We start from the raw sequence: 23,543 nt of genomic DNA, 5'->3' as shown, positions 1-23,543 counted from the left end.
CCGTAGAATGTCCGACTTGTTTTGCAATTTGACACCCTCGTCCATGGCGAAAACCGCATCCCCCGGCGACACCGCGGCCGGTAACGGCACCGAACCGTTGCCGGACAAGTACGAAACGGCGCTGGCGGAACTCGAATCGCTGGTTGCCCGGATGGAAGGCGGCGCGTTGAGCCTCGAGGATTCGCTTGCCGCGTATCGCCGCGGCGCGGCCCTCGTTGCGTTTTGCCAACAGCAGCTCGAGAAAGTGGAGCAACAGGTCCGCGTGCTCGACGGCGCGACGCTGAAGCCGCTTTCCTCCGGAACGGCCGCCACGGACGGCGACGACGACGATCTATGACATTCGAACAATGGATGCGGTCCGTACTTGACCGTGTCGAGGACGCACTCGGCCACTATTTGCCGGCCGACAACGTGGTGCCCACGCAACTCCACGAGGCGATGCGCTACGCGGTCCTCGGTGGGGGCAAACGCGTTCGCCCGCTGCTGTGCCATGCAGCGGGTGAGTTGACGGGCGCGACCGAAGCGGCGCGCAACGCGGCGGCGGCGGCGCTGGAGATGATCCACGTCTACTCGCTGGTGCACGACGACATGCCGTGCATGGACGACGACGCGCTGCGTCGCGGCAAGCCGACCGTGCACGTGCAGTACGACGAGCCGACGGCGCTGCTGGTCGGCGATGCGCTGCAGTCGCAGGCATTCGTCGCGCTGACGGATGCCGACGCGCTGTCGCCCGTGCAGCAGGCCGCGCTGGTGCGCGAGCTGGCGCTCGCGAGCGGCTCGATCGGCATGGCCGGCGGGCAGGCGATCGATCTGGCGAGCGTCGGCCTGAAGCTGACGCGCGAGCAGCTCGAGACGATGCACCGGATGAAGACCGGCGCGCTGTTGCGCGCCGCTGTGCGGATGGGCGCGCTGGCAGGCGAGACGCCGTCGGCGGATGCGATGGCCGCACTCGATGTGTACGCGGGGGCCGTGGGCCTGGCGTTCCAGGTCGTCGACGACATTCTCGACGTCACGACCGATTCGGCGACGCTCGGCAAGACGGCTGGCAAGGATGCAGCGAACGACAAGCCGACCTACGTATCGATCCTCGGCCTCGACGCATCGCGTGAGCTCGCAGCGCAGCTGCGCGCTGAAGCGCACGATGCGCTGAAACCGTTCGGCGCGCGCGCACAGCGTCTCGCCGAACTTGCCGACCTGGTGGTGAACCGGGTCAGCTGACGCGAAGCCCGCCGCTGCGCACACGCTACGGTGCGTGCAATAGAATGCGGGCGCGTTTGATTTCCTACAATGGAACGACGATGTACGACTTGCTGAAAACCATCGACGACCCGGCGGATCTGCGCCGCCTCGATCGTCGCCAACTGCAACCGCTCGCGGATGAACTGCGCGCGTTCGTGCTCGACAGCGTGTCGAAGACGGGCGGCCATCTGTCGTCCAACCTCGGGACGGTCGAGCTGACGATCGCGTTGCACTACGTGTTCAACACGCCGAACGACCGGATCGTCTGGGACGTGGGTCATCAGACCTACCCGCACAAGATCCTGACCGGCCGCCGCGACCAGATGCACACGCTGCGCCAGTACGACGGCATCTCGGGCTTCCCGCGCCGCAGCGAGTCCGAATACGACACGTTCGGCACCGCGCATTCGAGCACGTCGATCTCGGCGGCGCTCGGGATGGCGATCGGCAGCCAGCTGAACGGCGACGACCGCTTCTCGATCGCGGTGATCGGCGACGGCGCGATGACGGCCGGCATGGCGTTCGAGGCGATGAACAACGCGGGCGTGTCGGAGGATGCGAAGCTGCTCGTGATCCTCAACGACAACGACATGTCGATTTCGCCGCCGGTCGGCGCGCTGAACCGCCATCTCGCACGTCTGATGTCGGGCCGCTTCTACGCGGCCGCGCGCGCGGGCGTCGAGCGCGTGCTGAGCGTGGCGCCGCCGGTGCTCGAGCTTGCGCGCAAGCTCGAGGAGCACGCGAAGGGCATGGTCGTGCCGGCCACGTTGTTCGAGGAATTCGGCTTCAACTACATCGGCCCGATCGACGGTCACGATCTCGATTCGCTGATCCCGACGCTGCAGAACATCCGCGAGCTGCGCGGTCCGCAGTTCCTGCACGTGGTCACGAAGAAAGGCCAGGGCTACAAGCTCGCCGAAGCCGATCCGGTGCTCTACCACGGCCCCGGCAAGTTCAATCCGGCCGAAGGCATCAAGCCGTCCGCCACGCCGGCGAAGAAGACCTACACGCAGGTGTTCGGCGAATGGCTGTGCGACGAAGCCGAGCGCGATTCACGCGTCGTCGGCATCACGCCGGCCATGCGCGAAGGCTCCGGCATGGTCGAGTTCGAGAAGCGCTTCAAGGATCGCTACTACGACGTCGGCATCGCCGAGCAGCACGCGGTGACGTTCGCTGGCGGGCTCGCGACCGAAGGGCTCAAGCCGGTCGTCGCGATCTACTCGACGTTCCTGCAGCGTGCGTACGACCAGCTGATCCACGACGTCGCGCTGCAGAACCTGCCGGTCGTGTTCGCGATCGACCGCGCGGGCCTCGTCGGCGCCGACGGTGCGACGCACGCGGGTGCATACGATCTCGCGTTCATGCGCTGCATCCCGAACATGACGATCATGGCCGCGTCCGACGAGAACGAATGCCGGCAGATGCTGCACACGGCGCTTCAGCAGCCGAACCCGACCGCCGTGCGCTATCCGCGCGGCTCGGGCACCGGCGTGGCGACGGTCAAGGAGTTCACCGCGCTTCCGATCGGCAAGGGCGAAGTGCGCCGCCGTTCGTCGCAGCCGGAAGGCAAGCGCGTCGCGATCCTCGCGTTCGGCACGATGGTCGCGCCGTCGCTCGCGGCGGCCGACGAGCTCGACGCAACGGTCGCGAACATGCGCTTCGTGAAGCCGATCGACGCGGCGCTCGTGCGTGAGCTCGCCGAGACGCACGACTATCTCGTCACGGTCGAGGAAGGCTGCCTGATGGGTGGCGCAGGTTCCGCGTGCGTCGAAGCCCTGATGGAGAGTGGGGTTATCCGACCCGTACTACAATTGGGCCTCCCTGACCAGTTCATCGATCACGGCGACCCCGCGAAGCTGCTGTCGCAATGCGGCCTCGACAGCGCGGGCATCGCGAAGTCGATTCGCGAACGCTTCCTCAGCCCGGTAGCCGATCTCGCCGGCGAGGCGAAGCGCGTCGCATAAACTGGCGCAACCGGTCTTCACTGATGCGACAAACATGGGCCTGCGGGCCCATGTTGCTTTTGTGCTGCCGCATGACGCGGCGTGCGCGTCGTCGGACGCGCGGACAACAAGGATTGAACAAGATGAACCAGATGAACCCCGCCTTCGTGATGCCCGACGTGCAGAGCACGGTCGATACCCGTCAGATTCCGATTCAGCGCGTGGGCGTGAAGGCGGTCCGGCATCCGTTGACGGTCTGCACCGAGAGCGGCGACGTGCAGCCGAGCGTCGGTGTCTGGAACCTCGACGTTCGCCTGCCGGCCGATCAGAAGGGTACGCACATGTCGCGCTTCGTCGCGCTGCTCGAAGAGAACCGTGCGCCGCTGACGGTCGAGCGTTTTCGCGCGATGCTCGCGTCGATGCTGGAGAAGCTGGAGGCGCAGGCCGGCCGCATCGAAGTGACGTTTCCGTACTTCGTGAACAAGACGGCGCCGGTGTCGGGCGTGCAGAGCCTGCTCGACTATGAAGTCACGCTCGCGGGCGAAAGCCGCGACGGCCACACGCGCGTGTTTCTGAAGGTGCTGGTGCCGGTGACGAGCCTGTGCCCGTGCTCGAAGAAGATCTCGCAGTACGGTGCGCACAACCAGCGCTCGCACGTGACGATCGATGCCGAACTCGCGGGCGACCTGCCGGTCGAGGCGCTGATCCGCATCGCGGAGGAAGAGGCGTCGTGCGAGCTGTGGGGTTTGCTGAAGCGTCCGGACGAGAAGTTCGTCACGGAGCGCGCATACGAGAATCCGAAGTTCGTCGAGGATCTGGTGCGCGACGTTGCGCAGCGTCTCGATGCGGACGAGCGCGTGATCGCCTACGTGCTCGAAGCCGAGAACTTCGAATCGATCCACAATCACAGCGCGTATGCGCTGATCGAGCGCGACAAGCGGCTCGCGGCGTAACGCCGGGTTGTCGGTATCGGTTCGCCGGTTCGTATCGGCGCTGAAATGAAAACAGGCTGCTCGCGATCGGGCAGCCTGTTTGTTTTGCGGCGTCTATCGGCGCGGTGCGCGCGTCAGCGTGCGAGCGATGCGAGATCCCAGCGCGGTTTCACCGTGAACGCATAGTCGGTGTTCGCCTGCTCCGGCCAGCGGCCGAGCCGCAGCGCGCCGGCCAGCGCGATCATCGCGCCGTTGTCGGTGCACAGCGCGAGGTCGGGGTAGTGCACGTCGAAGCCGCGCTTCGCGGCCGCAGCCGACAGCGCCGCGCGCAACTGGCGGTTCGCCCCGACGCCGCCGGCCACCACCAGTCGCTTGAGCTTCGTCTGCTTCAGCGCGGCGAGCGACTTTGCGACGAGCACGTCGACCGCCGCGTCGACGAAGCCGCGTGCGAGGTCCGCCTTCGCGCGTTCGAGCGCGTCGCCTTCCAGCTTCGCCGATTCGAATTTCTTCATCTGCGTGAGCACGGCCGTCTTCAGGCCGCTGAAGCTGAAATCGAGGTCGCCCGAATGCAGCATCGGGCGCGGCAGCACGACCGCGCCGGGCGTGCCGGTTTCCGCGAGCCGCGATACTTCCGGGCCGCCCGGATAGCCGAGGCCGATCAGCTTCGCCGTCTTGTCGAACGCTTCGCCGGCCGCGTCGTCGAGCGTCTCGCCGAGCGTTTCATACACGCCGACGTCGGTCACGCGCATCAGTTGCGTGTGGCCGCCCGACACCAGCAGCGCGATGAACGGGAACGGCGGCGGGGCGTCGACGAGCAGCGGCGACAGCAGATGGCCTTCGAGATGATGGATGCCGATCGTCGGCTTGTTCCATGCGAGCGCGAGCGCGTTCGCGATGCTCGCGCCGACCAGCAGCGCGCCGGCGAGGCCCGGCCCTTGCGTGAATGCGATCGCGTCGATGTCGTCGCGATGCGTGCCGCTCTGGGCCATCACTTCGTCGAGCAGCGGCAGCGCGCGGCGAATGTGGTCGCGCGATGCGAGCTCGGGCACGACGCCGCCGTATTCGCGGTGCATCGCGATCTGCGAATGGAGCGCGTGTGCGAGCAGGCCGCGCTGCGTGTCGTAGAGCGCGAGGCCGGTTTCGTCGCAGGAGCTTTCGATGCCGAGAACGAGCATGGGTCGGGAAGGCGCGTGCCGTAGCGGCGCGCAGCGGGAGGTAAACGTAACCCGAAATTATAGCAGGCGAAGGCTGCGCGCCGGCTCCGGCGGCCCGGGTGCGAGGTCGGACAGGTACAATCCGCGCCATGGAAACTTACGATATCGCCGTGATCGGCGCGGGCGCCGCCGGGATGATGAGCGCCGCGGTGGCCGGGCAGCTTGGCCGCCGCGTCGTGCTGGTCGATCACGCGCCGCGTCTCGCCGAGAAAATCCGCATCTCGGGCGGCGGCCGCTGCAACTTCACGAATCTCTACGCGGGGCCCGACAACTACCTGTCGTCGAATCCGCATTTCGCGCGCTCGGCGCTGGCGCGCTACACGCCGCGCGACTTCGTCGGCCTGCTCAAGCGCCATCAAGTGAGCTGGCACGAGAAGCACAAAGGGCAGCTGTTCTGCGATCACGGCAGCGACGCAATCATCGACGTGCTCAAGCACGAATGCGACGCCGGCGGCATCGCGTGGCGCCGGCCCGTGGTCGTCGACGCCGTGCGCCACGCGCCGGACGACGGTTTCACGCTCGACACGCAGCAGGCGGGGGCGATCCGCGCCAGGGCGTTGATCGTCGCGACCGGCGGCCTGTCGATCCCGAAGATCGGCGCGACCGATTTCGGCTACCGGCTCGCGAAGCAGTTCGGCCACAAGCTGATCGACACGCGGCCGGCCCTCGTGCCGATGACGTTCGCATCGCAGGATTGGGAGCCGTTCGCGGCGCTGTCCGGTGTGTCGCTCGAGGTGCGCGTGTCGACCGGCGACAAGAAGCGCGGCGGCGAATTCGTCGAAGACCTGCTGCTGACGCATCGCGGCCTGTCCGGCCCCGGTATCCTGCAGATCTCGAGCTACTGGCAGCCCGGCGATCCGATCCGCATCGACCTGCTTCCGCAGCGCGACGCCGTCGCGGAGCTGCTCGACGCGAAGCGTACGTCGAAGCGTCAGATCGGCTCGCTGCTCGCCGACTGGGTGCCGTCGCGCCTCGCGCACGTGTGGCTCGACACGCATCGCGTGGCGGCCGATGCGCGGCTCGCCGACTTGCCCGACCGGACGCTGCGCCAGATCGGCGACGCGCTGGCCGGCTGGACGCTGACGCCCAACGGCACCGAAGGCTACAAGAAGGCGGAGGTGACGAAGGGCGGCGTCGATACGCGCGAGCTGTCGTCGGCGACGATGATGAGCGCGCGGGTGCCCGGGCTGTTCTTCATCGGCGAGGTCGTCGACGTGACGGGCTGGCTCGGCGGCTACAACTTTCAGTGGGCATGGGCGTCGGGGACGGCCGCGGGGCAAGCCGCGGCGGAGTTCAGTCGCGCCGCGTGACGTGCGGCGCAGCGCCGCGCGCGGCGGGGCCCGGCCCTTATCCCTCGCGAGGTCGCTCTGCTATACTCGTGAATCTTCCCTGCAAACCTTTATTCGTGTCGGATCATGACGATCATTCGCGTTAAAGAAAACGAGCCGTTCGAAGTCGCCATGCGCCGCTTCAAGCGCACGATCGAGAAGAACGGTCTGCTGACCGAGCTTCGTGCGCGGGAGTTTTACGAAAAGCCGACGGCGGAGCGCAAGCGTAAGAAGGCTGCAGCGGTGAAGCGCCACTACAAGCGCATCCGCAGCCAGACGCTGCCGAAGAAGCTGTACTGAACGATTGAGCGCCGCGCGGTTCGCTGAGCGGCGCACCGGCGAGCTTCGCACGCTCGGCCCCGGTCCGGGGTCGCGAGTCGCCGATGCAGGATTCGAGCAACCCGCTTGAGACATGTTCCCAAGCGGGTTTTTGTGTTGACGCCCGGTTGCGGGCGTCGAAGTCACGTTTTCATCCCGGGTGCAAGATGAGTTTGAAAGAGCAGATCAGCGAAGACATGAAGACCGCGATGCGCGCCAAGGACAGCGAGCGTCTCGCGACGATTCGCCTGCTGATGGCCGCGATCAAGCAGCGCGAAGTCGACGATCGGGTGACGCTCGACGACGCGGGCATCACCGCGGTGATCGACAAGATGATCAAGCAGCGCAAGGACTCGATCAGCCAGTTCCAGGCCGCCGGCCGCGACGATCTCGTCGCGAAGGAACAAGCCGAGCTCGACGTGCTGGGCGCGTACATGCCCGCGCAGCTGTCGGACGCCGAGGTGGCCGCCGAAGTGCAGGCCGCCGTCGCCGCCACGGGCGCAGCCGGCCCGCAGGACATGGGCAAGGTGATGGGCGTGCTGAAGGGCAAGCTCGCCGGCCGTGCCGACATGACGGCCGTTTCCGCCCTGGTCAAGGCCGCGCTGTCCAGCTGACACCCACATCCCGGCGCGCGCGTCGCCACGCGCGCGCCGGGCGTCGTATGGCCCTTTCTCGCTCGATCCCACGGTGATTCCGCATTCGTTCCTGCAGGACTTGCTGAACCGCGTCGATATCGTCGACGTGGTGGGGCGTTACGTGCAGCTCAAGAAGGGCGGCGCGAACTTCATGGGCTTGTGCCCGTTCCACAACGAGAAGAGCCCGTCGTTCACCGTCAGCCCGACCAAGCAGTTCTATCACTGCTTCGGCTGCGGCGCGCACGGCACCGCGATCGGCTTTCTGATGGAGCACGCGGGGCTGACCTTCCCGGAAGCCGTGCAGGAGCTCGCGCAGTCGGTCGGGCTGACCGTGCCGCACGAGCCGTCGATGCGCGGCGGTGCGGGCGGCGGCGGTGGCGACTATCCGGCGCCGGTGTCGAAATCGGTCGCGACCGCGCTGTCCGACGTGATGTCCGTCGCGTGCGACTACTACCGCAAGCAGTTGCGCGGTGCGACCGTCGCGATCCAGTATCTGAAGAACCGGGGCCTGACCGGCGAGATCGCCGCCCGCTTCGGCCTCGGCTATGCGCCGGACGGCTGGCAGAACCTCGAAAGCGCGTTCCCCGACTACCGCGACGACTCGCTCGTCGAATCGGGGCTCGTGATCGTCAGCGAAAAGACCGACGCGCAAGGCGCCGCGCGACGCTACGACCGGTTCCGCGAGCGCATCATGTTCCCGATCCGCAACGTGAAGGGGCAGGTGATCGGCTTCGGCGGGCGCGTGCTCGGCAGCGGCGAGCCGAAGTACCTGAACTCGCCCGAAACGCCGCTGTTCAACAAGGGCAGCGAACTGTACGGGCTGTTCGAGGCGCGCCTCGCGATCCGCGAGCGCAAGTACGTGCTCGTCGTCGAAGGCTACATGGACGTCGTCGCGCTCGCGCAGCTCGGTTTTCCGAACGCGGTCGCGACGCTCGGCACGGCCTGCACGCCGATCCACGTGCAGAAGCTGCTGCGCCAGACCGATACGGTGATCTTCAGCTTCGACGGCGATTCGGCCGGCCGGCGCGCCGCGCGCCGCGCGCTCGAAGCGTGCCTGCCGCATGCGGCCGACAACCGGACGATCCGCTTCCTGTTCCTCCCGCCCGAGCACGATCCGGACAGCTATGTGCGCGAATTCGGCGCCGATGCATTCTCGGAGCAGGTCGAGCGTGCGATGCCGCTGTCGCAATTTCTGTTGAACGAAGCGATCGCCGGCAAGGCGCTCGACCAGCCGGAAGGCCGCGCGAAGGCGCTGTTCGACGCAAAGCCGTTGCTGCAGGCGCTGCCGGCCAACGCGTTGCGCGCGCAGATCATGCACATGTTCGCTGACCGCCTGCACATCCCGTTCGAGGAAGTCGCGGCGCTGTCGGAGGTCGACGCGCGCATCGCGGCGGCGCCGCGCCAGGCGCCCGCGCGCAGCGAGCGGCGGCGCGTGACCGACAGCGAAAAGCGTGCGTTGCGTACGCTGGTGATGTACCCGCGGATCGCGACCGCGCTCGACGACGAGCAGCTTGCGACCCTGCGGGCGCTGCCGCGGATCGGCGAGCTGTTCGCCGAAGTGGCCGAGCACGCACGCGCGCTGGGCGACGGCGCGGAGTTCCGGCTGCTGTCCGATGTGCTGCGAGCCTCGTCGAACAGCGCGACTTACGACGAAATCTTCCGCGAAATTCTGGACTATGATGAAAACGTCCGCGATCTGCTGTTACAGAATCCGGAGGACGAGACGGTGTTCGAGCGACAGCGCGAACAGGAGCGGATCGCCGGGGAGGAATTGCAGGCGGCCGTGCTGAAGATGCGCTACGACGCCTGCTGCGACCGGCTCGACCGGCTGGCGCGGCAATCGACGTTCACGCCCGAGGAGCTGACCGAGTTGACGGAATTGAACCAGCAGCGAACCGACATGAAACGTCGGCTCGGGCTGTAGGCGGCCGGGGCGTCAGGAGAGGGCTACCCAGCGTGCTATAATATAAGGTTTCCAGCGGTTTGTTTTCCAAGCAGAGGCGAGAATCGCGATGGCAAAGACGACAGGCGGAAAGAAAGCAACGGGCAAGGGCTCGACGGAGCCGACCAAAAAGGTCACAGCGGCCAAGTCTGCTTCTTCCACCAGGGCAACGTCTTCGGCCACGTCGGCCCCTGCAGGAAAGAAAACCGCGGCCGGCACTGCTCAGGCTGCGCCGGCGCCGGCAGCCGGATCACGAGCTGCCGCGAGACCCGACTCCGGGCCGGCCAAGCCGGCGGCGAAGCGGGCAAGTGCGAAAAGCGCAAGGGACACGACTGCCGCCGCGGACGAAACGGCAGTACGTACTACTCATGCACCCACGGTTCAACCGGCTGTCGTCCAGCAGCCGCGAGTCGATATAGCCGGTACGGCGAACTCCATGACCAAAAAGCTGAACGAAGTATCCGTCGATGACGACGCAAATCAGAGCGACGAGCAGCAGCCCGCAGCAGCAGCGGCGGCCGCGGCTCCGGGCAAATCCAAGGTGCGCGACCGTCGCGCCAAGGAAAAGGCGCTGCTGAAGGAAGCGTTCGCGACGAGCACGCCCGGCACGGCCGAGGAGCTCGAAGAGCGCCGCGTGAAGCTGCGCGCGCTGATCAAGCTCGGCAAGGAGCGCGGCTTCCTCACGTATGCCGAAATCAACGACCACCTGCCGGACAACTTCACCGAGACGGAAGCCCTGGAAGGGATCATCGGCACGTTCAACGACATGGGCGTGGCGGTTTACGAGCAGGCGCCGGACGCGGAAACGCTGCTCCTGAACGACAACGCGCCGGCCGCGTCGTCGGACGACGAAGTCGAGGAAGAAGCGGAAGTCGCGCTGTCGACGGTCGATTCGGAATTCGGTCGCACGACCGATCCGGTCCGGATGTACATGCGCGAGATGGGCACGGTCGAGCTGCTCACGCGTGAAGGCGAAATCGAGATCGCGAAGCGGATCGAGGACGGCCTGCGCCACATGGTGATGGCGATTTCCGCGTGCCCGACGACGATCGCCGACATCCTCGCGATGGCCGAGCGCGTCGCGAACGAAGAGATCCGCGTCGACGAGCTCGTCGACGGCCTGCTCGATCCGAACGCCGCAGACGCCGCCGATACCGACGGTTTCTCCGCGAAGGAAGCGGAAGCGATCGAGAACGAGGACGAAGAAGCCGAAGAGGAAGAGGAAGAAGAGGAAGAGGAGGACGATGACGGCGCCGCTCAGGCAACCGCCAACGCCGCCCAGCTCGAAGCCTTGAAGCGCGCGTCGCTCGAGAAGTTCTCGCAGATCAGCGAGTGGTTCGACAAGATGCGCCGTGCGTTCGAAAAGGAAGGCTACAAGTCGAAGTCCTACCTGAAGGCGCAGGAAACGATCCAGACCGAGCTGATGACGATCCGCTTCACCGCGCGTACCGTCGAGCGTCTGTGCGACACGTTGCGTGCGCAAGTGGACGAAGTGCGTCAGGTCGAGCGTCAGATCCTGCACATCGTCGTCGACAAGTGCGGGATGCCGCGCTCGGAATTCATCGCGCGCTTCCCCGGCAGCGAGACGGATCTCGACTGGGCCGAGAAGATCGCGGCCGAAGGTCATTCGTACAGCGCGGTGCTGTCGCGCAACATCCCGGCGATCCGCGAACAGCAGCAGCGTCTGCTCGACCTGCAGGCGCGCGTCGTGCTGCCGCTGAAGGACCTGAAGGAAACCAACCGTCAGATGGCGGCCGGCGAACTGAAGGCACGCCAGGCGAAGCGCGAAATGACCGAGGCGAACCTGCGTCTCGTGATCTCGATCGCGAAGAAGTACACGAACCGTGGCCTGCAGTTCCTCGATCTGATCCAGGAAGGCAACATCGGCCTGATGAAGGCGGTGGACAAGTTCGAATACCGTCGTGGCTACAAGTTCTCGACCTATGCGACGTGGTGGATCCGTCAGGCCATCACGCGCTCGATCGCGGACCAGGCGCGCACGATCCGTATTCCGGTTCACATGATCGAGACGATCAACAAGATGAACCGCATCTCGCGGCAGATCCTGCAGGAAACCGGTCTCGAGCCGGATCCGGCAACGCTCGCCGAAAAGATGGAGATGCCGGAAGACAAGATCCGCAAGATCATGAAGATCGCGAAGGAGCCGATCTCGATGGAAACGCCGATCGGCGACGACGACGATTCCCACCTCGGCGACTTCATCGAGGACAACAACACGGTCGCGCCGGCGGACGCCGCGCTGCATGCCAGCATGCGCGACGTCGTGAAGGACGTGCTCGATTCGCTGACGCCGCGCGAGGCGAAGGTGCTGCGGATGCGCTTCGGCATCGAGATGAGCACCGACCATACGCTCGAGGAAGTCGGCAAGCAGTTCGACGTCACGCGTGAGCGGATCCGTCAGATCGAAGCCAAGGCGCTGCGCAAGCTGCGTCATCCGAGCCGTTCCGACAAGCTGAAGTCGTTCCTCGAAGGGAACTGATCGCCAGCGTTTCACTTGCGAACGCCGCCGGCATCCACGCGATGCCGGTGGCGTTTGTCCTCTCCCCGCCGCTTTGTTGTTACAATGCCGGCCCGGCGTCGTCGCCGCAACTGCGCGCCGCACGCCTGGTTTCACATCGGGGCCCCTAGCTCATGCTTGGTTAGAGCAGCGAACTCATAATTCGTTGGTGCCGGGTTCGACTCCCGGGGGGCCCACCAGATTTCCTTTCCGGTCGATGCGTTGCGTTGTGCCGTTGAGCACAAGTTGTCCACCTGGACACGTTTCGCTTCAGCTTTATCGGAAATTGGCTGTACGTTTGAAGGTTTGGTTCGCGGTGGCAATCGACCGCGATTCGACGCGAAAAAGCCGACCCAGTGGGTCGGCTTTTTCGTTTCTGATAAATCGGCATGCCCAGTTCAGTCCGGGCACCTTCTAGCCCCTCTGACGTCTGTCCATGATGCCTCGGATGCCGGTCATGGCCTCACGGGCATCCGGGTTGAACGACTGCGCCGGCGACTGATCGACCGGCACGCAGCAGTTGCTCGACGATGGCCGTTTTCAGGGCGACGTTGTTCGGGTCGTATAGGCCTGCGACGGCGTGCACCCGCCAGCGCAATCGTAGACGCCCGTGTTGCCTTTGTCGGTCGACGAGCAGGTGGCCGTGTTGCCCGAGCGGGCAAACGGCGGCATCGCGTGCACGTTCAGGATCGCGAGGTGTTGCCTTCGTCGGTGAGCGGGATATGGCTGGCGTTGCGGGCGTACACCGGCGCGCGAAGTTCAGGCAGTCGTTGGCCTGCCAGCGGCTGTAGAACAGCTCGCCGTTGGCGCCGCAGTCGACGGGGCCGTCCTTCGCGTAGTCGGCCGGGGCGAAAGAAGATCGCACACTTCGCGCTCAGGTGAAAAGTCGACGTCCGCCCCGGTTGCGTATCGAAATTGGTGTCGGTCACTGCTGTCTCCGTCCTGGTCTTGTGATCTTGTCGACGAGGCGATACCATTGGCAGGATTTATGTCATACGATGACACGATGATATTATCGCGGTATGCACCAGCGCTCCCGTCCGTGTCTGCCAGAGGCTAAGCCGTCAGAGTTACTAGTGTATTCCACGCAGTATATGAGGGTATTGGGGTCTTTTGTGCCCTTTTGGTTTGCCTAAAAGGGCACGAATTTCCTATGGCGCAGCGCAAAAATCCTGTATTGAAAGTACGATGTCATACGTTAAAATGCGCGACCGATGCGTCGGGCGCCACGTAACACACTCACAATCCGCCCAAAAATGCCCGGAACGTACAGGCCCGATGCCCGGGACGTCCCACGACATGCCGTCAAGCGGCCAATGACCAAGCAGAGACAGGAAAGCAAGATGCGCAACATGACGGTACGAGCCAGTCTGCTCGTGGCACTGACGATGTTTGGGGTGGTGATCGTGATTGGCGGCATCGCCGGCGTCGTGTCGCTGCGGATGGCCAATGCGAACGCGCAGCGCCTGCACGAGATTGCGCGGCAAACCATCCTCGTCAACGACGCCTACAAGGACAGCACCCGCACGCGTTCGGCGCTGGTGCGCGCCTATAGCGCGCTGAAAGAGCGTAACGACACGGCGACGCGCGATTCGGCCTTGCAGAGCGCGAACCGCACCTTGGAACGCTCCGCGAGCGAAACCCGCGCGTATCGCGACGCAAGTGCGTTCGACGGCATGGATGCGGAGCTCAAGCGCCAGCTCGTGGCGTCGTCGGACGGGCTCGCCGCGCCGCTCGCGCGCGCGGCCGACGCGCTGCGCAATAACGACACTGCCGCCTACGTGACCATCAATGACCGCGACGTCACCCGCGCGGGCATGGTGTACTCGCAAAACGTCGAGAAGCTGCAGACACTCGCGAACACCCTCACCGAACAGGCGCTCAACGACGGCAACGCGCGCTACCAGTGGATTGTGGGCTTCGTGGTGGTCGGCGTCGGGCTGGCGCTTGCGCTGGTGGTCATCACGCACGTCGCGCTCGCGCGCATCGTGACGCGCCCGCTCGGCGAAGCGGTGGCGGTGCTCGACCGCATCGCGTCGAACGATTTGACCGTGCGTGTGCCGGAGGCGGGCCGCAACGAAATCGGCCTGCTTTTCGCGGCCATGCGGCGCATGCTCGACGGACTCTCGCGCACCGTGAGCGGCGTGCGAGACAGCTGCGACGCGATCCACACTGCCGCGCGCGAGATCGCCGCCGGCAATCTCGATCTGTCGAGCCGCACGGAGCAGCAATCGGCGTCGCTCGAGGAAACCGCCGCGAGCATGGAGGAACTGACCTCGACGGTCAGACAGAACGCGGCGAACGCCACCGAGGCGAGCGCGCTCGCGAGCGGCACGGCGGACCTCGCGCGCCGGGGAGGCGACGTGGTCGGCCGCGTGGTCCGGACCATGCAGGACATCAGCGCAAGCGCGCTCAAGATCGCCGAGATCACGAACATGATCGACAGCATCGCGTTCCAGACCAACATTCTCGCGCTGAACGCGGCCGTCGAATCGGCGCGTGCGGGCGAACAGGGGCGTGGCTTCGCGGTGGTCGCGGGCGAGGTGCGAACGCTCGCGCAGCGCAGCGCGAACGCCGCGCGCGAGATCAAGGAACTGATCGGCGCCTCGATGAACGAGGTGCAAAACGGCAACGCGCTCGCGGCCGAAGCGGGCGCGGCGATGGAGGAGATCGTGGGCGCCGTGCGCAACGTGGCGACCATCTTGGTAGAAATGACGTCGGCGACGAGCGAGCAGAGCGCCGGCATACAGCAGGTGGGCATCGCCGTGAGCCAGATGGATCAAGTCACGCAGCAGAATGCGGCGCTCGTCGAGCAGGCCGCCGCCGCCGCGGATGCGCTGGAGCATCAGGCGCAATCGATGAAGGCCGCCGTGGCGGTATTCCGCCTCGGCGAAGCGTGACGGGTTTCACCAACGATAAAAAAGGACGAACGGTGGAGCGCCGCCGCGTGGCGCTGGCACTCTCGGGCAGCTGCTCGATGCAGCGGGCGAGCAGCCCGACGCTGCGCGCGATCGAGAACAGCCCGAACGCCGCATGCACGAGCGTCGCTTTTGTCTCGTCGACGGAGGTATGTCGACGGACGCCCTCATGTCGAATAGTGACGGTGCTTCCACCTCGACTTCGCTTGCTGCGGCTGATCCATGCCACCGCTTCTCGATTCCATGAAACAGCAGCTTCGTCCACTGATCACGCGCTCGTCGTGATCGCGCATCTTGGATGGCCTGCGGCACGTCAGCATGTCGATGCCGGACGCAGTACCCGATTCATTGGCCGCGCGGATTCTGAAGGATGTGTTTGCGCCGATGTTGCGTCGCGGCGTCGCCTGACTGGTCTTCGCGACGAACGAGATGCCGATGCAGGCCCGCCGCCGATCGTCCCGGTTTCAGTCCACATCTCTGCGAACCCCGGAAGCATCGCGGCGAGGCCTGACTATCGAGCCGCCATCGTCAGCGCCAGAATTGCTCCACCCATTGGCAAACACGCTGCCACTCGGCCGTGCGCATGTACGCCTGGGTTTCCTTCTCCAGCTCCGGCGCCTTATGCCAGTCGTCGAGGCCGATGAATTGACTGAGCACGAAATTGCCGCGCTGGTAGTTGGCGTTCAGGATCTGCCCGGCCTGTTGTGCGGCGACCATCGCCGTCGTATCCATCGTCAGCCCGAGCAGCGCGGCTGCCGGTACGTTCCCGCTTTCGGCCGGCCACAGCCATGTCGAAACGCCCCAGTCCAACGGGTTGCCGACCGCACTCGGCGGAATGCCCGCCGGGCTGGTTCCGGTGCCGAGCGACAGCAGGCGCATGTCGTCGAGACTGCCTGCGCGACGGCTGGCCAGCGCCTCGGCGATCGCCGACAAAGAAGGATTGTTGGCGAACACGCCGCCATCGGCGAAATAGCCGAGCCCGGCGATCTCGTACGGCGGGAAATAGGTCGGTGCAGCCGACGTGGCAAGAGCGGCATCGAACAGGCTGACATTGCGATAGGTGTTGCCGTTTCCGTTGGACAGCGTGCACGGCGCCCAGCTCTTGACTGACGGATCCCACAGGCGTGCCGAGTTGATTGCGACGAAGCGCGACAGATCGGCCAGCCTGCCGTTGCCCACCAGCGATCTGGCGATCTGCTGCAGCCCGGTGTTGACATACTGGCATTGGAAGAAGCCGGGTCCGGCGAAGACCGTGCCCTGTTCGACGGCTTGCTTTTGTGCGAGCCATGCGTCGTTTTCCTGAAAGATCACCGAACCCTTCGTCCTGTAGATGTCGACGATCTCGGAAATGGATACGCCGTTCGCAAGCCCGAGGGCGATCAGGCCGCCCGTCGAGGTGCCGGCAAAGCCGTCGGCGCGCGCGATGATCTGGCTGCGCCGGTCGAGATCCTGGATGAGCAGGGCAGTGATCAATCCCCGGATACCGCCACCATCGCAACTGAGAATCTTGAAGGTCATGGTGTTGCCTTTCTTGATCGTGAGATGAATGTGAACGGCGCAACCCGGCGGGCGTCCCGCCCGTGTCGTCGGGCGGGCGCCTGCTTCCTGCGCTGGGTTGAAGCCGGAAATTCGAGCAAACGGACGAAGCGTTCTGCGTTATTGCTCGTCGAACTTCACATCGAGCACGGTGTACGCGTCCCACGCATATAAATACGCGTTGTCCTTCGAATAGACCGAGAGTTTCTGGTGATTGAAATCGGAAATCAAAACCGAGCCTTGCCGCGTCCAGCCGCGCGCGCCGATCCAGTTATAAAAACCGACGTAGGCATTGTTGCTGACCGACATATACCGGCTGGTGCCGAGAATCCGGTAATACGTCACGCCGTTATAAGGGTACTGTTCGAGCGTCAGCGCTTTCGCGGCGGAATCGACCAGAATGGCCCATTCGCCGCTGTTTTGCCCCAGCCAGCCCAACTGCACGCCATCGTGATAGAGCGCCATTTTGAATGTATCGACGGCGCGGGCAGAAACAGGGACGGTATTGGCGAATTCGGCAAAGGTCCCGTGCGGCTGGTTTTCAATCGGATTGAGGTTCATTTTTTCACCTTGAAGAGGTTGGATGCTTCCCCGTGCCTTCGAGAACAGCTGCATGCGCCGCGGACGCATGCGCGCCGGCATCGTCAAAGGCCGCGATTCCGGCGAATTTCGTGGTGCTCCGATCTGGCTCGGCAATAGCGGATCGACCATGGCGGCGGACGACGCCGATGCTCACGTCCGCGACGGCGGGACATGCGGGAGCATGGCTTCATGGAAGGCCCAGGATTCGATTTCCTTCTGTGTGGTGGTCTCGGGTATCGCTGTTTTATTGTCGATCGATTTGATACCAGTGATTTATAGGAAATGAAATGCCGGATGACAAGGTGTGCAAAAGAGGAAAATCCAATCGAAATTAAAACAATGCCGATCGAATTGCGTATATCTGAAACATTCGAACCTGGCCGGCTTATCGGTGGTTGGGCATGCTTGGGATGATCGAGGTGCGATGAAATCGCTCGCGTTCGGAGGCGGACGGAATTCTGTCCGCTTGGCCTTAGCTATCCTGCTTGTGGTTCGAGGTGCCGACGAATCTCGGCCCCGAAATTCCCGTTTCAGAAATCGGTATCGCCCGATCAGTTTTCCCGATCGCGAACACAGGTGTTGCCCTGCGCGTGGAACGCGGGCGGACATTCGGGGGCGGCGAGCGTGCCGGTCCTGCCGTTGCATCCGAGGCGGTCGACGCCTGCGGGACAGGTGATCGCCGACGTGGCCGGCGCGGCCATCGCGGCGACGGCCGCAACGGGCGCGCGTGTCTCGTCAGCGCGCGTGTGCGCCGCAGTGACCGTATCGTTCGGCGAAGCCGACGCCACCGGTGCGCGCGATTCATGCGCGGCCTGCCGCACGGCACCGTGGCGCTCGCCGCGCGGCGCCTTCGCCGGCGCACGTGCTGTGTGTCCGACCGGCTGCGACGCCGCTGCGGGCGTCGCAGCGACGGTGGCGGCCCGATGCCGATGGGCGGCCGCATAGGCGATGGCGGCTGCGGCGATCGCCACCGACGCATAGCGCAGCACGGTGCGGCGCCGTTTCGGTCGCCGCGCGATTGCGTCGCCGGAGCCGAACGGCGTGTGTCCGCCGGTGCGCGCCGTCGCCAACGGCGCGTGCCGCGCGGTGTCCTGCGAGACGTGGCCGCGCTCGGCTGCCGGCCGCGGCGCGACGGTGAACGTTGTGTTTTCGTCGGCTGCCCGCGACGCGGGCAGCACCGGTGCAGGTGCGCGCGATGATGCCGGCTCAGCGGCTTCCACCGCTTCGGCTGCCTTTACGATGCTCGCGACCGGCATCGCGACCACCTCCCAAGTCGGCGCGCTGGCGCGCTCGACGGTTCGCGCGGTCGTGGCGACCGGTATCGCCTGCGGAATCAGCTCGCGCTCGTGCGCGAACGCACGCAGCCACGCCAGCGGCCACGGTTCGCGGCCGCGCGTCGACAGCAGGAGCTCGAGCGCGTCGGCGCCGCAGATCTCGACGCGCGGATCGACGTGAATGCGCAGATTCGATCTCGGCGGGATTTCCGGTTCGAACAACACCGCGCCTTTCGGATAGGAGACCGCTTCGCCGTCGGGCCGATGTTCCGACATCGCGTTGCGCAACGCCTGGTTGTTGCGCAGCGCCTGCAGGTAACCATTGCCCACGCGCCTGGTCGATCCGTCGGCGTAGTTAAGCGTCCATTCGCCGTTTTCCTGACCGGTGACGGGCGCGCGGAAGCCTTTGACTTCGAGTTGCAACGTCGTCGTCTCGGTGCCGACGAGGATGTCGACCTGTCGCCCGTTGACCGAGATGTCGCAGAGGATGACCGCCGCCTGTTCGTGTTCCGCGAGCCAGCGAACGACGCGCTCGAGCGCCTGCTGCTCCGACGAATTCAGTTCCTCGGTGCTGCCGAAATAAAGTTCGATATTGTGCATTGTCGATTCGATCGCGCGGCAGCATTTGCTGCCGCTGAACGGTTGGCCCCGGACCGTATTCAAGCACGATTCGCGGGATCGGCGGCGGCTCGCCGCGCGCGGCCGCCACCGCATCCGCTGGCAACGTTTCCATCGAGAAATGTCGGGAGCGGCGCGATCGCAATCAAGTATCCTATGACGCAGCCGGCGCCGCGTTTCATCCGTCAGCCGGAACAAACACAAACCGATTTCGCCCGACGGCGGGCGTCCATCATGACCATGCTGCGTTCGTGGGGTGCGATTCTCTCGTTGCTGATGCTTGCCGCGTGCGCGAGCCTGCCGCCGCAGGTCGACCGCACGCCGACGCATGCCTACACCGATACCGGCAACACGCGCCTCGGCGTCGCGTTCCGCGCGCAGGCCGCCGCCCACCCTGGGCAGGACGCGTTTCATCTGCTCAGCGATCCGGTCGACGCACTCGATGCGCGCGTGCTGCTCGCCGATCGTGCCGATCGTTCGCTCGACCTTCAGTACTACATCTGGCACGACGATCTGACCGGTCACGCGCTCGCGGACGCGATCATCCGGGCCGCCGATCGCGGCGTGCGCGTGCGTGTGCTGCTCGACGATCTCGGCACCAACGCCGACGACCGCAAGCTGCTCGAAATCAGCTCGCATCCGCACATCGAGATCCGTCTGTTCAATCCGGTCGCGACGCGCGAGTTCAAGAAGATCGGCACGGTGCTCGAATTCTCGCGGGTCAACCGGCGCATGCACAACAAGGCGATGATCGCCGACAACCAGGCGGCGATCATCGGCGGCCGCAATATCGGCGACGAGTATTTCGGCGCGTCGTCGATGCTCGAGTTCGGCGATCTCGACGTGGTCGTGCATGGCCGCGTGGTCAACGACATCTCGACCGAGTTCGATACGTTCTGGAATTCGCCGTATGCGTATTCCGTCGGCGCGCTGGTCGGGCACGACGCGACGCCGGGCAGCCTCGATCGCGAGCGCGAGCGGCTGCGCGATTATCTGCGTGCGATGGAGGACAACCCGTACGTGCTCGAAGCGCGCGAGCGGCTCGACCGGATCGTGCATGGCGAAGGCACGGAGCTGTCGTGGGGACGCGCGACCGTGCTGTATGACGATCCGGCGAAGATCGCACGCGCGCCGAACGACAGCGAAGGGCACCTGCTGCCGCAGTTGCGCGCGCTGGCGCTGCGGCCCGAGCACGACCTGTTGATCGTGTCGCCGTATCTGGTGCCGGGCGCGGCGATGATCGAACGGCTGCGCGCGCTCACCGCGCGCGGCGTCCGCGTGACGATCCTGACCAACTCGCTCGCATCGACCGACGTCGCGGCCGTACACGCCGGTTACCGGCGCTATCGACGCGAGCTGGTGGAAGCGGGCGTGCGGCTGTACGAGCGCCGGCCGTCAGGCGACAAGAGCATTTCGAAGCGGCTGATCATCGGCTCGTCGCGCGCGTCGCTGCATGCGAAGACCTATGTGTTCGATCGCAAGAGCGTGTTCATCGGCTCGATGAATCTCGACCCGCGCTCGCTGAGGCTCAATACCGAGATCGGCGTTTACTGCGAGAGCCCGGCGCTCGCGGCACAAGTCGCGGCGGACCTGGAGCCGCGGCTCGATCGCATCGCGTGGCGGGTCGAAGCGACGACCGATCCGTCCGGCACACGGCGCCTCGAGTGGATTCAGACCGACGAGGACGGCAAGGTGACCGAATTCGACCACGAGCCGGAAGTGTCGACGGCACGACGCGTCGAGGTGTGGTTTCTCGGCTTGTTCCCGATCGAATCGCAGCTGTGACGCGGCGTGCGTGAAACGTGCGTGAAACGTGCGTGGACAGCCGGCTCGGCAGAGTGCCGGGCGGGACGGCGCGCATCCGGGCACGCGCGCGTCGCGCCCGGCGCGGATCACTGCGGTGCGGGCCGCGGTGGCGGATTGACCGCGGCCGATGGGGCGGCAGCCGTATCCGGGCCTTCGGCGCCGTCAGCGCCGCCGCGTTGTGCGCCCGCGTCATACGCGACCACGCTGCGCTGCGGGTTCGCAATGCGGATGCCGCGTTCGCGGAACAGCACCGCGATGCGCCGGTTGAACTCGCGCTGCACGCCCCAGCGTGCCGAATCCTTGCACTGGATCTGCCCGGCGAGCGTGACGGTCGCGCCATCGACCTGATCGACGCCCCAGTAGCTGAAATCCGACAGAATGCCGTCCTTGTAGTTCGGATCGTCGCGCAGCGCGGCGCCGATCTCCTTCAGCGTCGCGATTGCCGGATCGATGTCCTGGCCGTACGCGATGCTGACCTTGACGGCCGCGTTGCCGAGCCCGCGATTCGTATTGTTGACGGTCGTGACCGAACTGAACGGGATCGTGTACAGCGAGCCGTCGCCGCCGCGCAGCCGCACGGTGCGGATCGACAGGTATTCGACCGTACCCGACACGCCGGCGAGCGTGACCCAGTCGCCCACCTGCATCGCGTTCTCCATCAGCAGGAAGATACCGGTGATGAAGTCCTGCACGAGCTTCTGCGAGCCGAAGCCGAGCGCGACGCCGAAGATGCTGGCGCCGGCGAGCAGCGGGCCGATGTTCACGCCGATCTGGCTGAGGCCGGTCAGCACGACGACCAGCGCGATCATGATCAACAGCAGCGAGCGCAGCATCGGCAGCAGCGTGCGCAGCCGCGCGGCGCGCACGAGATTGCCTTCCCGCGTCCACTGCTGCAGGCGGCGCTCGATCGCGATGTTGGCGGCCTCCCAGACGAACAGCGCGACGAGCGCCGCGATCGCGATCGTCATCAGCGCGGACGCCAGCCGATGGCCGATCGTGCCGGTCTTGAACGCATGGAAGATCGGCACGCCCCAGATCTGCAGCAGCAGCACGACGGTCACGATCGCAATCACCGTCGACACGATCCTGCGCAGCAGCGGGTAGTAGCGGTACGCGTGCAGATGGACGAGCGTACGGTCGTCGTCGCGGCGCTGGAACAGCCGCGCGAGCGCGCCGAACACGACGATCGATACGATCCGCATGCCGATCATCACCGCGATCGAGCGGCCGCCGAGCGCGATCAGCACGCGGTAGCCGTTGTGGACGTCGAGCGCCCACACGAACCACAGTGCCATCACGGCGAACACCGCGACGGGCGCCCACGCGTCGGCGAGCGCGTGGGAGAACATCGCGAACGCGCGGTGCTCGTCGCCGGTCGCACGGATGCGCGCGGCGACCGGCTGCCGGCATCGCAGGATCAGCGCGGAGATCATCAGGTGGCCGACGAGCGCGACCGCTTTCAGCAGCGCGACGTGGCCGGCCTCGCTGAGGCCGAAGCTCGCGGCGAGCTCGATCGCGGCCGTACAGATGCCGACGACGATCGCGATCCGCGCGATCGCGCGCTGCGCGTACGCGGCCCACGCGTCGCTGATGTGCAGCAGCCGCAGTTGTCGCGCATCGGGCTGGAAAAACAAGCGGCTGACGATCGTCACGAGGCGGCAGATCACGTAGATGTCGATCAGCGAGCCGAGCGCGGTGTCGGTCGGCGTGCCGTCGCCGTCGAGCACCGACATCGTCAGGCTCGCGACGCCGGCGAACACCAGCAGCGGCACCGCGCGCACCACCAGACTGACCAGCGCGCGCGGCATCCGGTGCAGCAGCGTCGTATGGCGCCGCGCGTGGCCGCGGCTTTGCGTCTCGGGCGTGGCGGACGTGCTCGATACGCTCGAGGCGCTCGGGGTGCCGGCCGCGAGCGGTGTCGACGCGGCGGGGTCGATCGACTCGGGCAACTCGGTCGACTCGGGCGGCTCCGTGTCGGACGGCGCGGCGTCGGCCCGTCGCGACGACTCGGCGCGACGCGCGCCCAATGCGCGCAGCGTGCGTCGCAGCAGCCTTCTCGCGAGCCATTCGGCGCCCAATGCCGGCACGAGCACGGCGACGATGGTCAGGAGCGCGTGCAGCAGGTCCGCACGTTCGTCGGCGCGTACCAGCCGTTCGTGCCACCAGTTGCCGACCGAAGCGACGTCGAGCAGCGAGCGCAGCGATTCGTTCAGCGCGTCGCCGATTTCGCCGGCCCAGTGCGAGCCCTGGCGCACCAGCATCGACGCGAGCCCGTTGGTCGTGAGCGCGGCGGGCGCGGCCGCCGACGCAGCGCTGGCCGGCGCCGCCGCGCTCGCCGGCAACGCTGGCGTGCTCAGTACGCCGACGGCGGCGATCGCGCGCAGCGTCGTTTCGACCTGTTCGCGCTCGCGCGGGTTTTGCAGCACGGAGAGCGCCTGTTGCGCCTGTTGCGGCGTCAACGCAGGCACGGCGCCCGACGCGGCGGACGCGGCAGCGGGAGCCGAGGCCGGGGCGGCCGCATGGGCAATGGAGACGACGGCGGCGAGCAGCCAGCCGAGCAGGAAATGTCGCATGGATGGGCATGCGGGCGCGCATTCGGATGCGGCCCGGCGGTCTGGACGATGGACGGACGTTAACATGATCGCGACCGGAACCGAATAGTTCCATCGGCGGCGAGCGGGCGCGAATGGGGCAACCCAGGCGGCGCATGCGAGCGCATCGGCTCAGGCGATGAAAGCGT

General features: G+C 66.0%; 17 protein-coding genes, 1 tRNA gene and 1 pseudogene. 13 read left to right on the top strand and 6 right to left on the bottom strand.

Features of this window, described 5'->3' with window-relative positions; translation table 11 throughout:
• Positions 1-43: 43 nt before the first annotated feature.
• From AK36_RS07285 to folE2, 4 genes are all read left to right on the top strand, one after another.
• Complete coding sequence (locus AK36_RS07285; protein WP_011881587.1) at positions 44-337, top strand: exodeoxyribonuclease VII small subunit; 294 nt, start codon at positions 44-46, stop codon at positions 335-337.
• Positions 334-1,218 carry a polyprenyl synthetase family protein gene (locus AK36_RS07280; RefSeq protein WP_011881588.1) on the top strand — a complete coding sequence of 295 codons (885 nt, stop codon included), beginning with the start codon at positions 334-336 and terminating at the stop codon, positions 1,216-1,218. The genes AK36_RS07285 and AK36_RS07280 overlap by 4 nt, the downstream gene beginning before the upstream one ends.
• A gap of 80 nt (positions 1,219-1,298) precedes the next feature.
• Positions 1,299-3,203, top strand: coding sequence for a 1-deoxy-D-xylulose-5-phosphate synthase (gene dxs, locus AK36_RS07275; protein ID WP_014724697.1), 1,905 nt, complete (start codon positions 1,299-1,301; stop codon positions 3,201-3,203).
• A gap of 122 nt (positions 3,204-3,325) precedes the next feature.
• On the top strand, positions 3,326-4,135 hold the full coding sequence (gene folE2, locus AK36_RS07270; RefSeq protein ID WP_011881590.1) for a GTP cyclohydrolase FolE2: 810 nt from the start codon (positions 3,326-3,328) through the stop codon (positions 4,133-4,135).
• A gap of 113 nt (positions 4,136-4,248) precedes the next feature.
• On the opposite strand, the gene tsaD is transcribed toward folE2, so the two are convergent.
• The gene (tsaD, locus tag AK36_RS07265) at positions 4,249-5,289 is read right to left on the bottom strand and encodes a tRNA (adenosine(37)-N6)-threonylcarbamoyltransferase complex transferase subunit TsaD (protein ID WP_045578177.1); all 1,041 of its coding nucleotides are present in this window, start codon (positions 5,287-5,289) and stop codon (positions 4,249-4,251) included.
• 128 nt (positions 5,290-5,417) lie between these two features.
• Between tsaD and AK36_RS07260 the strand changes: the two genes are divergently transcribed.
• The 6 genes from AK36_RS07260 (at position 5,418) to AK36_RS07235 (ending at position 12,269) form a co-directional block, all read left to right on the top strand.
• Positions 5,418-6,638, top strand: a complete 1,221-nt coding sequence (locus tag AK36_RS07260; RefSeq protein ID WP_014724699.1) for a BaiN/RdsA family NAD(P)/FAD-dependent oxidoreductase — start codon at positions 5,418-5,420, stop codon at positions 6,636-6,638.
• A 105-nt stretch (positions 6,639-6,743) separates the two neighbouring features.
• Positions 6,744-6,956 carry a 30S ribosomal protein S21 gene (gene rpsU, locus AK36_RS07255; RefSeq protein WP_006479415.1) on the top strand — a complete coding sequence of 71 codons (213 nt, stop codon included), beginning with the start codon at positions 6,744-6,746 and terminating at the stop codon, positions 6,954-6,956.
• 185 nt (positions 6,957-7,141) lie between these two features.
• The gene (locus AK36_RS07250) at positions 7,142-7,588 is read left to right on the top strand and encodes a GatB/YqeY domain-containing protein (protein WP_011881593.1); all 447 of its coding nucleotides are present in this window, start codon (positions 7,142-7,144) and stop codon (positions 7,586-7,588) included.
• A gap of 73 nt (positions 7,589-7,661) precedes the next feature.
• Complete coding sequence (gene dnaG, locus AK36_RS07245; protein ID WP_011881594.1) at positions 7,662-9,533, top strand: DNA primase; 1,872 nt, start codon at positions 7,662-7,664, stop codon at positions 9,531-9,533.
• An 88-nt stretch (positions 9,534-9,621) separates the two neighbouring features.
• The gene (gene rpoD, locus AK36_RS07240; protein WP_072465298.1) at positions 9,622-12,051 is read left to right on the top strand and encodes an RNA polymerase sigma factor RpoD; all 2,430 of its coding nucleotides are present in this window, start codon (positions 9,622-9,624) and stop codon (positions 12,049-12,051) included.
• 139 nt (positions 12,052-12,190) lie between these two features.
• Positions 12,191-12,269, top strand: a tRNA-Ile gene (locus AK36_RS07235).
• Positions 12,270-12,607: 338 nt separating this feature from the next.
• Here the strand turns inward: AK36_RS07235 and AK36_RS30785 are convergent.
• A pseudogene (locus AK36_RS30785) lies at positions 12,608-12,953 on the bottom strand (endopolygalacturonase); the annotation flags it as partial.
• Positions 12,954-13,412: 459 nt separating this feature from the next.
• On the opposite strand from AK36_RS30785, the gene AK36_RS07230 reads away from it, so the two are divergent.
• Positions 13,413-14,969 carry a methyl-accepting chemotaxis protein gene (locus tag AK36_RS07230; protein WP_045578455.1) on the top strand — a complete coding sequence of 519 codons (1,557 nt, stop codon included), beginning with the start codon at positions 13,413-13,415 and terminating at the stop codon, positions 14,967-14,969.
• A 546-nt stretch (positions 14,970-15,515) separates the two neighbouring features.
• Here AK36_RS07230 and AK36_RS07225 read toward each other — a convergent pair.
• Positions 15,516-16,505 (bottom strand): patatin-like phospholipase family protein, encoded by a 990-nt coding sequence (locus AK36_RS07225; RefSeq protein ID WP_034194994.1) that lies wholly within the window; start codon positions 16,503-16,505, stop codon positions 15,516-15,518.
• A 138-nt stretch (positions 16,506-16,643) separates the two neighbouring features.
• The gene (locus AK36_RS07220) at positions 16,644-17,084 is read right to left on the bottom strand and encodes a hypothetical protein (RefSeq protein WP_011881682.1); all 441 of its coding nucleotides are present in this window, start codon (positions 17,082-17,084) and stop codon (positions 16,644-16,646) included.
• Between the two features lie 22 nt (positions 17,085-17,106).
• On the opposite strand from AK36_RS07220, the gene AK36_RS07215 reads away from it, so the two are divergent.
• Positions 17,107-17,391, top strand: a complete 285-nt coding sequence (locus AK36_RS07215; RefSeq protein WP_043292103.1) for a hypothetical protein — start codon at positions 17,107-17,109, stop codon at positions 17,389-17,391.
• Positions 17,392-17,656: 265 nt separating this feature from the next.
• On the opposite strand, the gene AK36_RS07210 is transcribed toward AK36_RS07215, so the two are convergent.
• Entirely contained in the window at positions 17,657-18,979 is a 1,323-nt protein-coding gene (locus AK36_RS07210; RefSeq protein WP_045578176.1) for a nuclease-related domain-containing protein, read from the bottom strand.
• A gap of 252 nt (positions 18,980-19,231) precedes the next feature.
• Between AK36_RS07210 and AK36_RS07205 the strand changes: the two genes are divergently transcribed.
• Positions 19,232-20,782, top strand: a complete 1,551-nt coding sequence (locus AK36_RS07205) for a phospholipase D family protein (RefSeq protein WP_045578175.1) — start codon at positions 19,232-19,234, stop codon at positions 20,780-20,782.
• 107 nt (positions 20,783-20,889) lie between these two features.
• Here the strand turns inward: AK36_RS07205 and AK36_RS07200 are convergent, their stop codons facing one another.
• Complete coding sequence (locus AK36_RS07200; protein ID WP_045578174.1) at positions 20,890-23,376, bottom strand: mechanosensitive ion channel family protein; 2,487 nt, start codon at positions 23,374-23,376, stop codon at positions 20,890-20,892.
• Positions 23,377-23,543 lie beyond the last annotated feature (167 nt).

This window comes from Burkholderia vietnamiensis LMG 10929 (genome assembly GCF_000959445.1).
Classification (GTDB): domain Bacteria; phylum Pseudomonadota; class Gammaproteobacteria; order Burkholderiales; family Burkholderiaceae; genus Burkholderia; species Burkholderia vietnamiensis.
This window is presented reverse-complemented; position numbering and strand designations above follow the sequence as displayed.

Coding starts and splice junctions, on each gene's coding strand:
- AK36_RS07260 (WP_014724699.1), top strand. CDS start 5,418: ATGGAAACTTACGATATCGCCGTGATCGGCGCGGGCGCCGCCGGGATG.
- AK36_RS07220 (WP_011881682.1), bottom strand. CDS start 17,084: ATGAACCTCAATCCGATTGAAAACCAGCCGCACGGGACCTTTGCCGAA.
- AK36_RS07230 (WP_045578455.1), top strand. CDS start 13,413: ATGCGCAACATGACGGTACGAGCCAGTCTGCTCGTGGCACTGACGATG.
- AK36_RS07250 (WP_011881593.1), top strand. CDS start 7,142: ATGAGTTTGAAAGAGCAGATCAGCGAAGACATGAAGACCGCGATGCGC.
- AK36_RS07200 (WP_045578174.1), bottom strand. CDS start 23,376: ATGCGACATTTCCTGCTCGGCTGGCTGCTCGCCGCCGTCGTCTCCATT.
- AK36_RS07205 (WP_045578175.1), top strand. CDS start 19,232: ATGACCATGCTGCGTTCGTGGGGTGCGATTCTCTCGTTGCTGATGCTT.
- AK36_RS07225 (WP_034194994.1), bottom strand. CDS start 16,505: ATGACCTTCAAGATTCTCAGTTGCGATGGTGGCGGTATCCGGGGATTG.
- AK36_RS07215 (WP_043292103.1), top strand. CDS start 17,107: ATGCTTCCCCGTGCCTTCGAGAACAGCTGCATGCGCCGCGGACGCATG.
- rpsU (WP_006479415.1), top strand. CDS start 6,744: ATGACGATCATTCGCGTTAAAGAAAACGAGCCGTTCGAAGTCGCCATG.
- folE2 (WP_011881590.1), top strand. CDS start 3,326: ATGAACCAGATGAACCCCGCCTTCGTGATGCCCGACGTGCAGAGCACG.
- tsaD (WP_045578177.1), bottom strand. CDS start 5,289: ATGCTCGTTCTCGGCATCGAAAGCTCCTGCGACGAAACCGGCCTCGCG.
- rpoD (WP_072465298.1), top strand. CDS start 9,622: ATGGCAAAGACGACAGGCGGAAAGAAAGCAACGGGCAAGGGCTCGACG.
- AK36_RS07280 (WP_011881588.1), top strand. CDS start 334: ATGACATTCGAACAATGGATGCGGTCCGTACTTGACCGTGTCGAGGAC.
- dxs (WP_014724697.1), top strand. CDS start 1,299: ATGTACGACTTGCTGAAAACCATCGACGACCCGGCGGATCTGCGCCGC.
- AK36_RS07210 (WP_045578176.1), bottom strand. CDS start 18,979: ATGCACAATATCGAACTTTATTTCGGCAGCACCGAGGAACTGAATTCG.
- AK36_RS07285 (WP_011881587.1), top strand. CDS start 44: ATGGCGAAAACCGCATCCCCCGGCGACACCGCGGCCGGTAACGGCACC.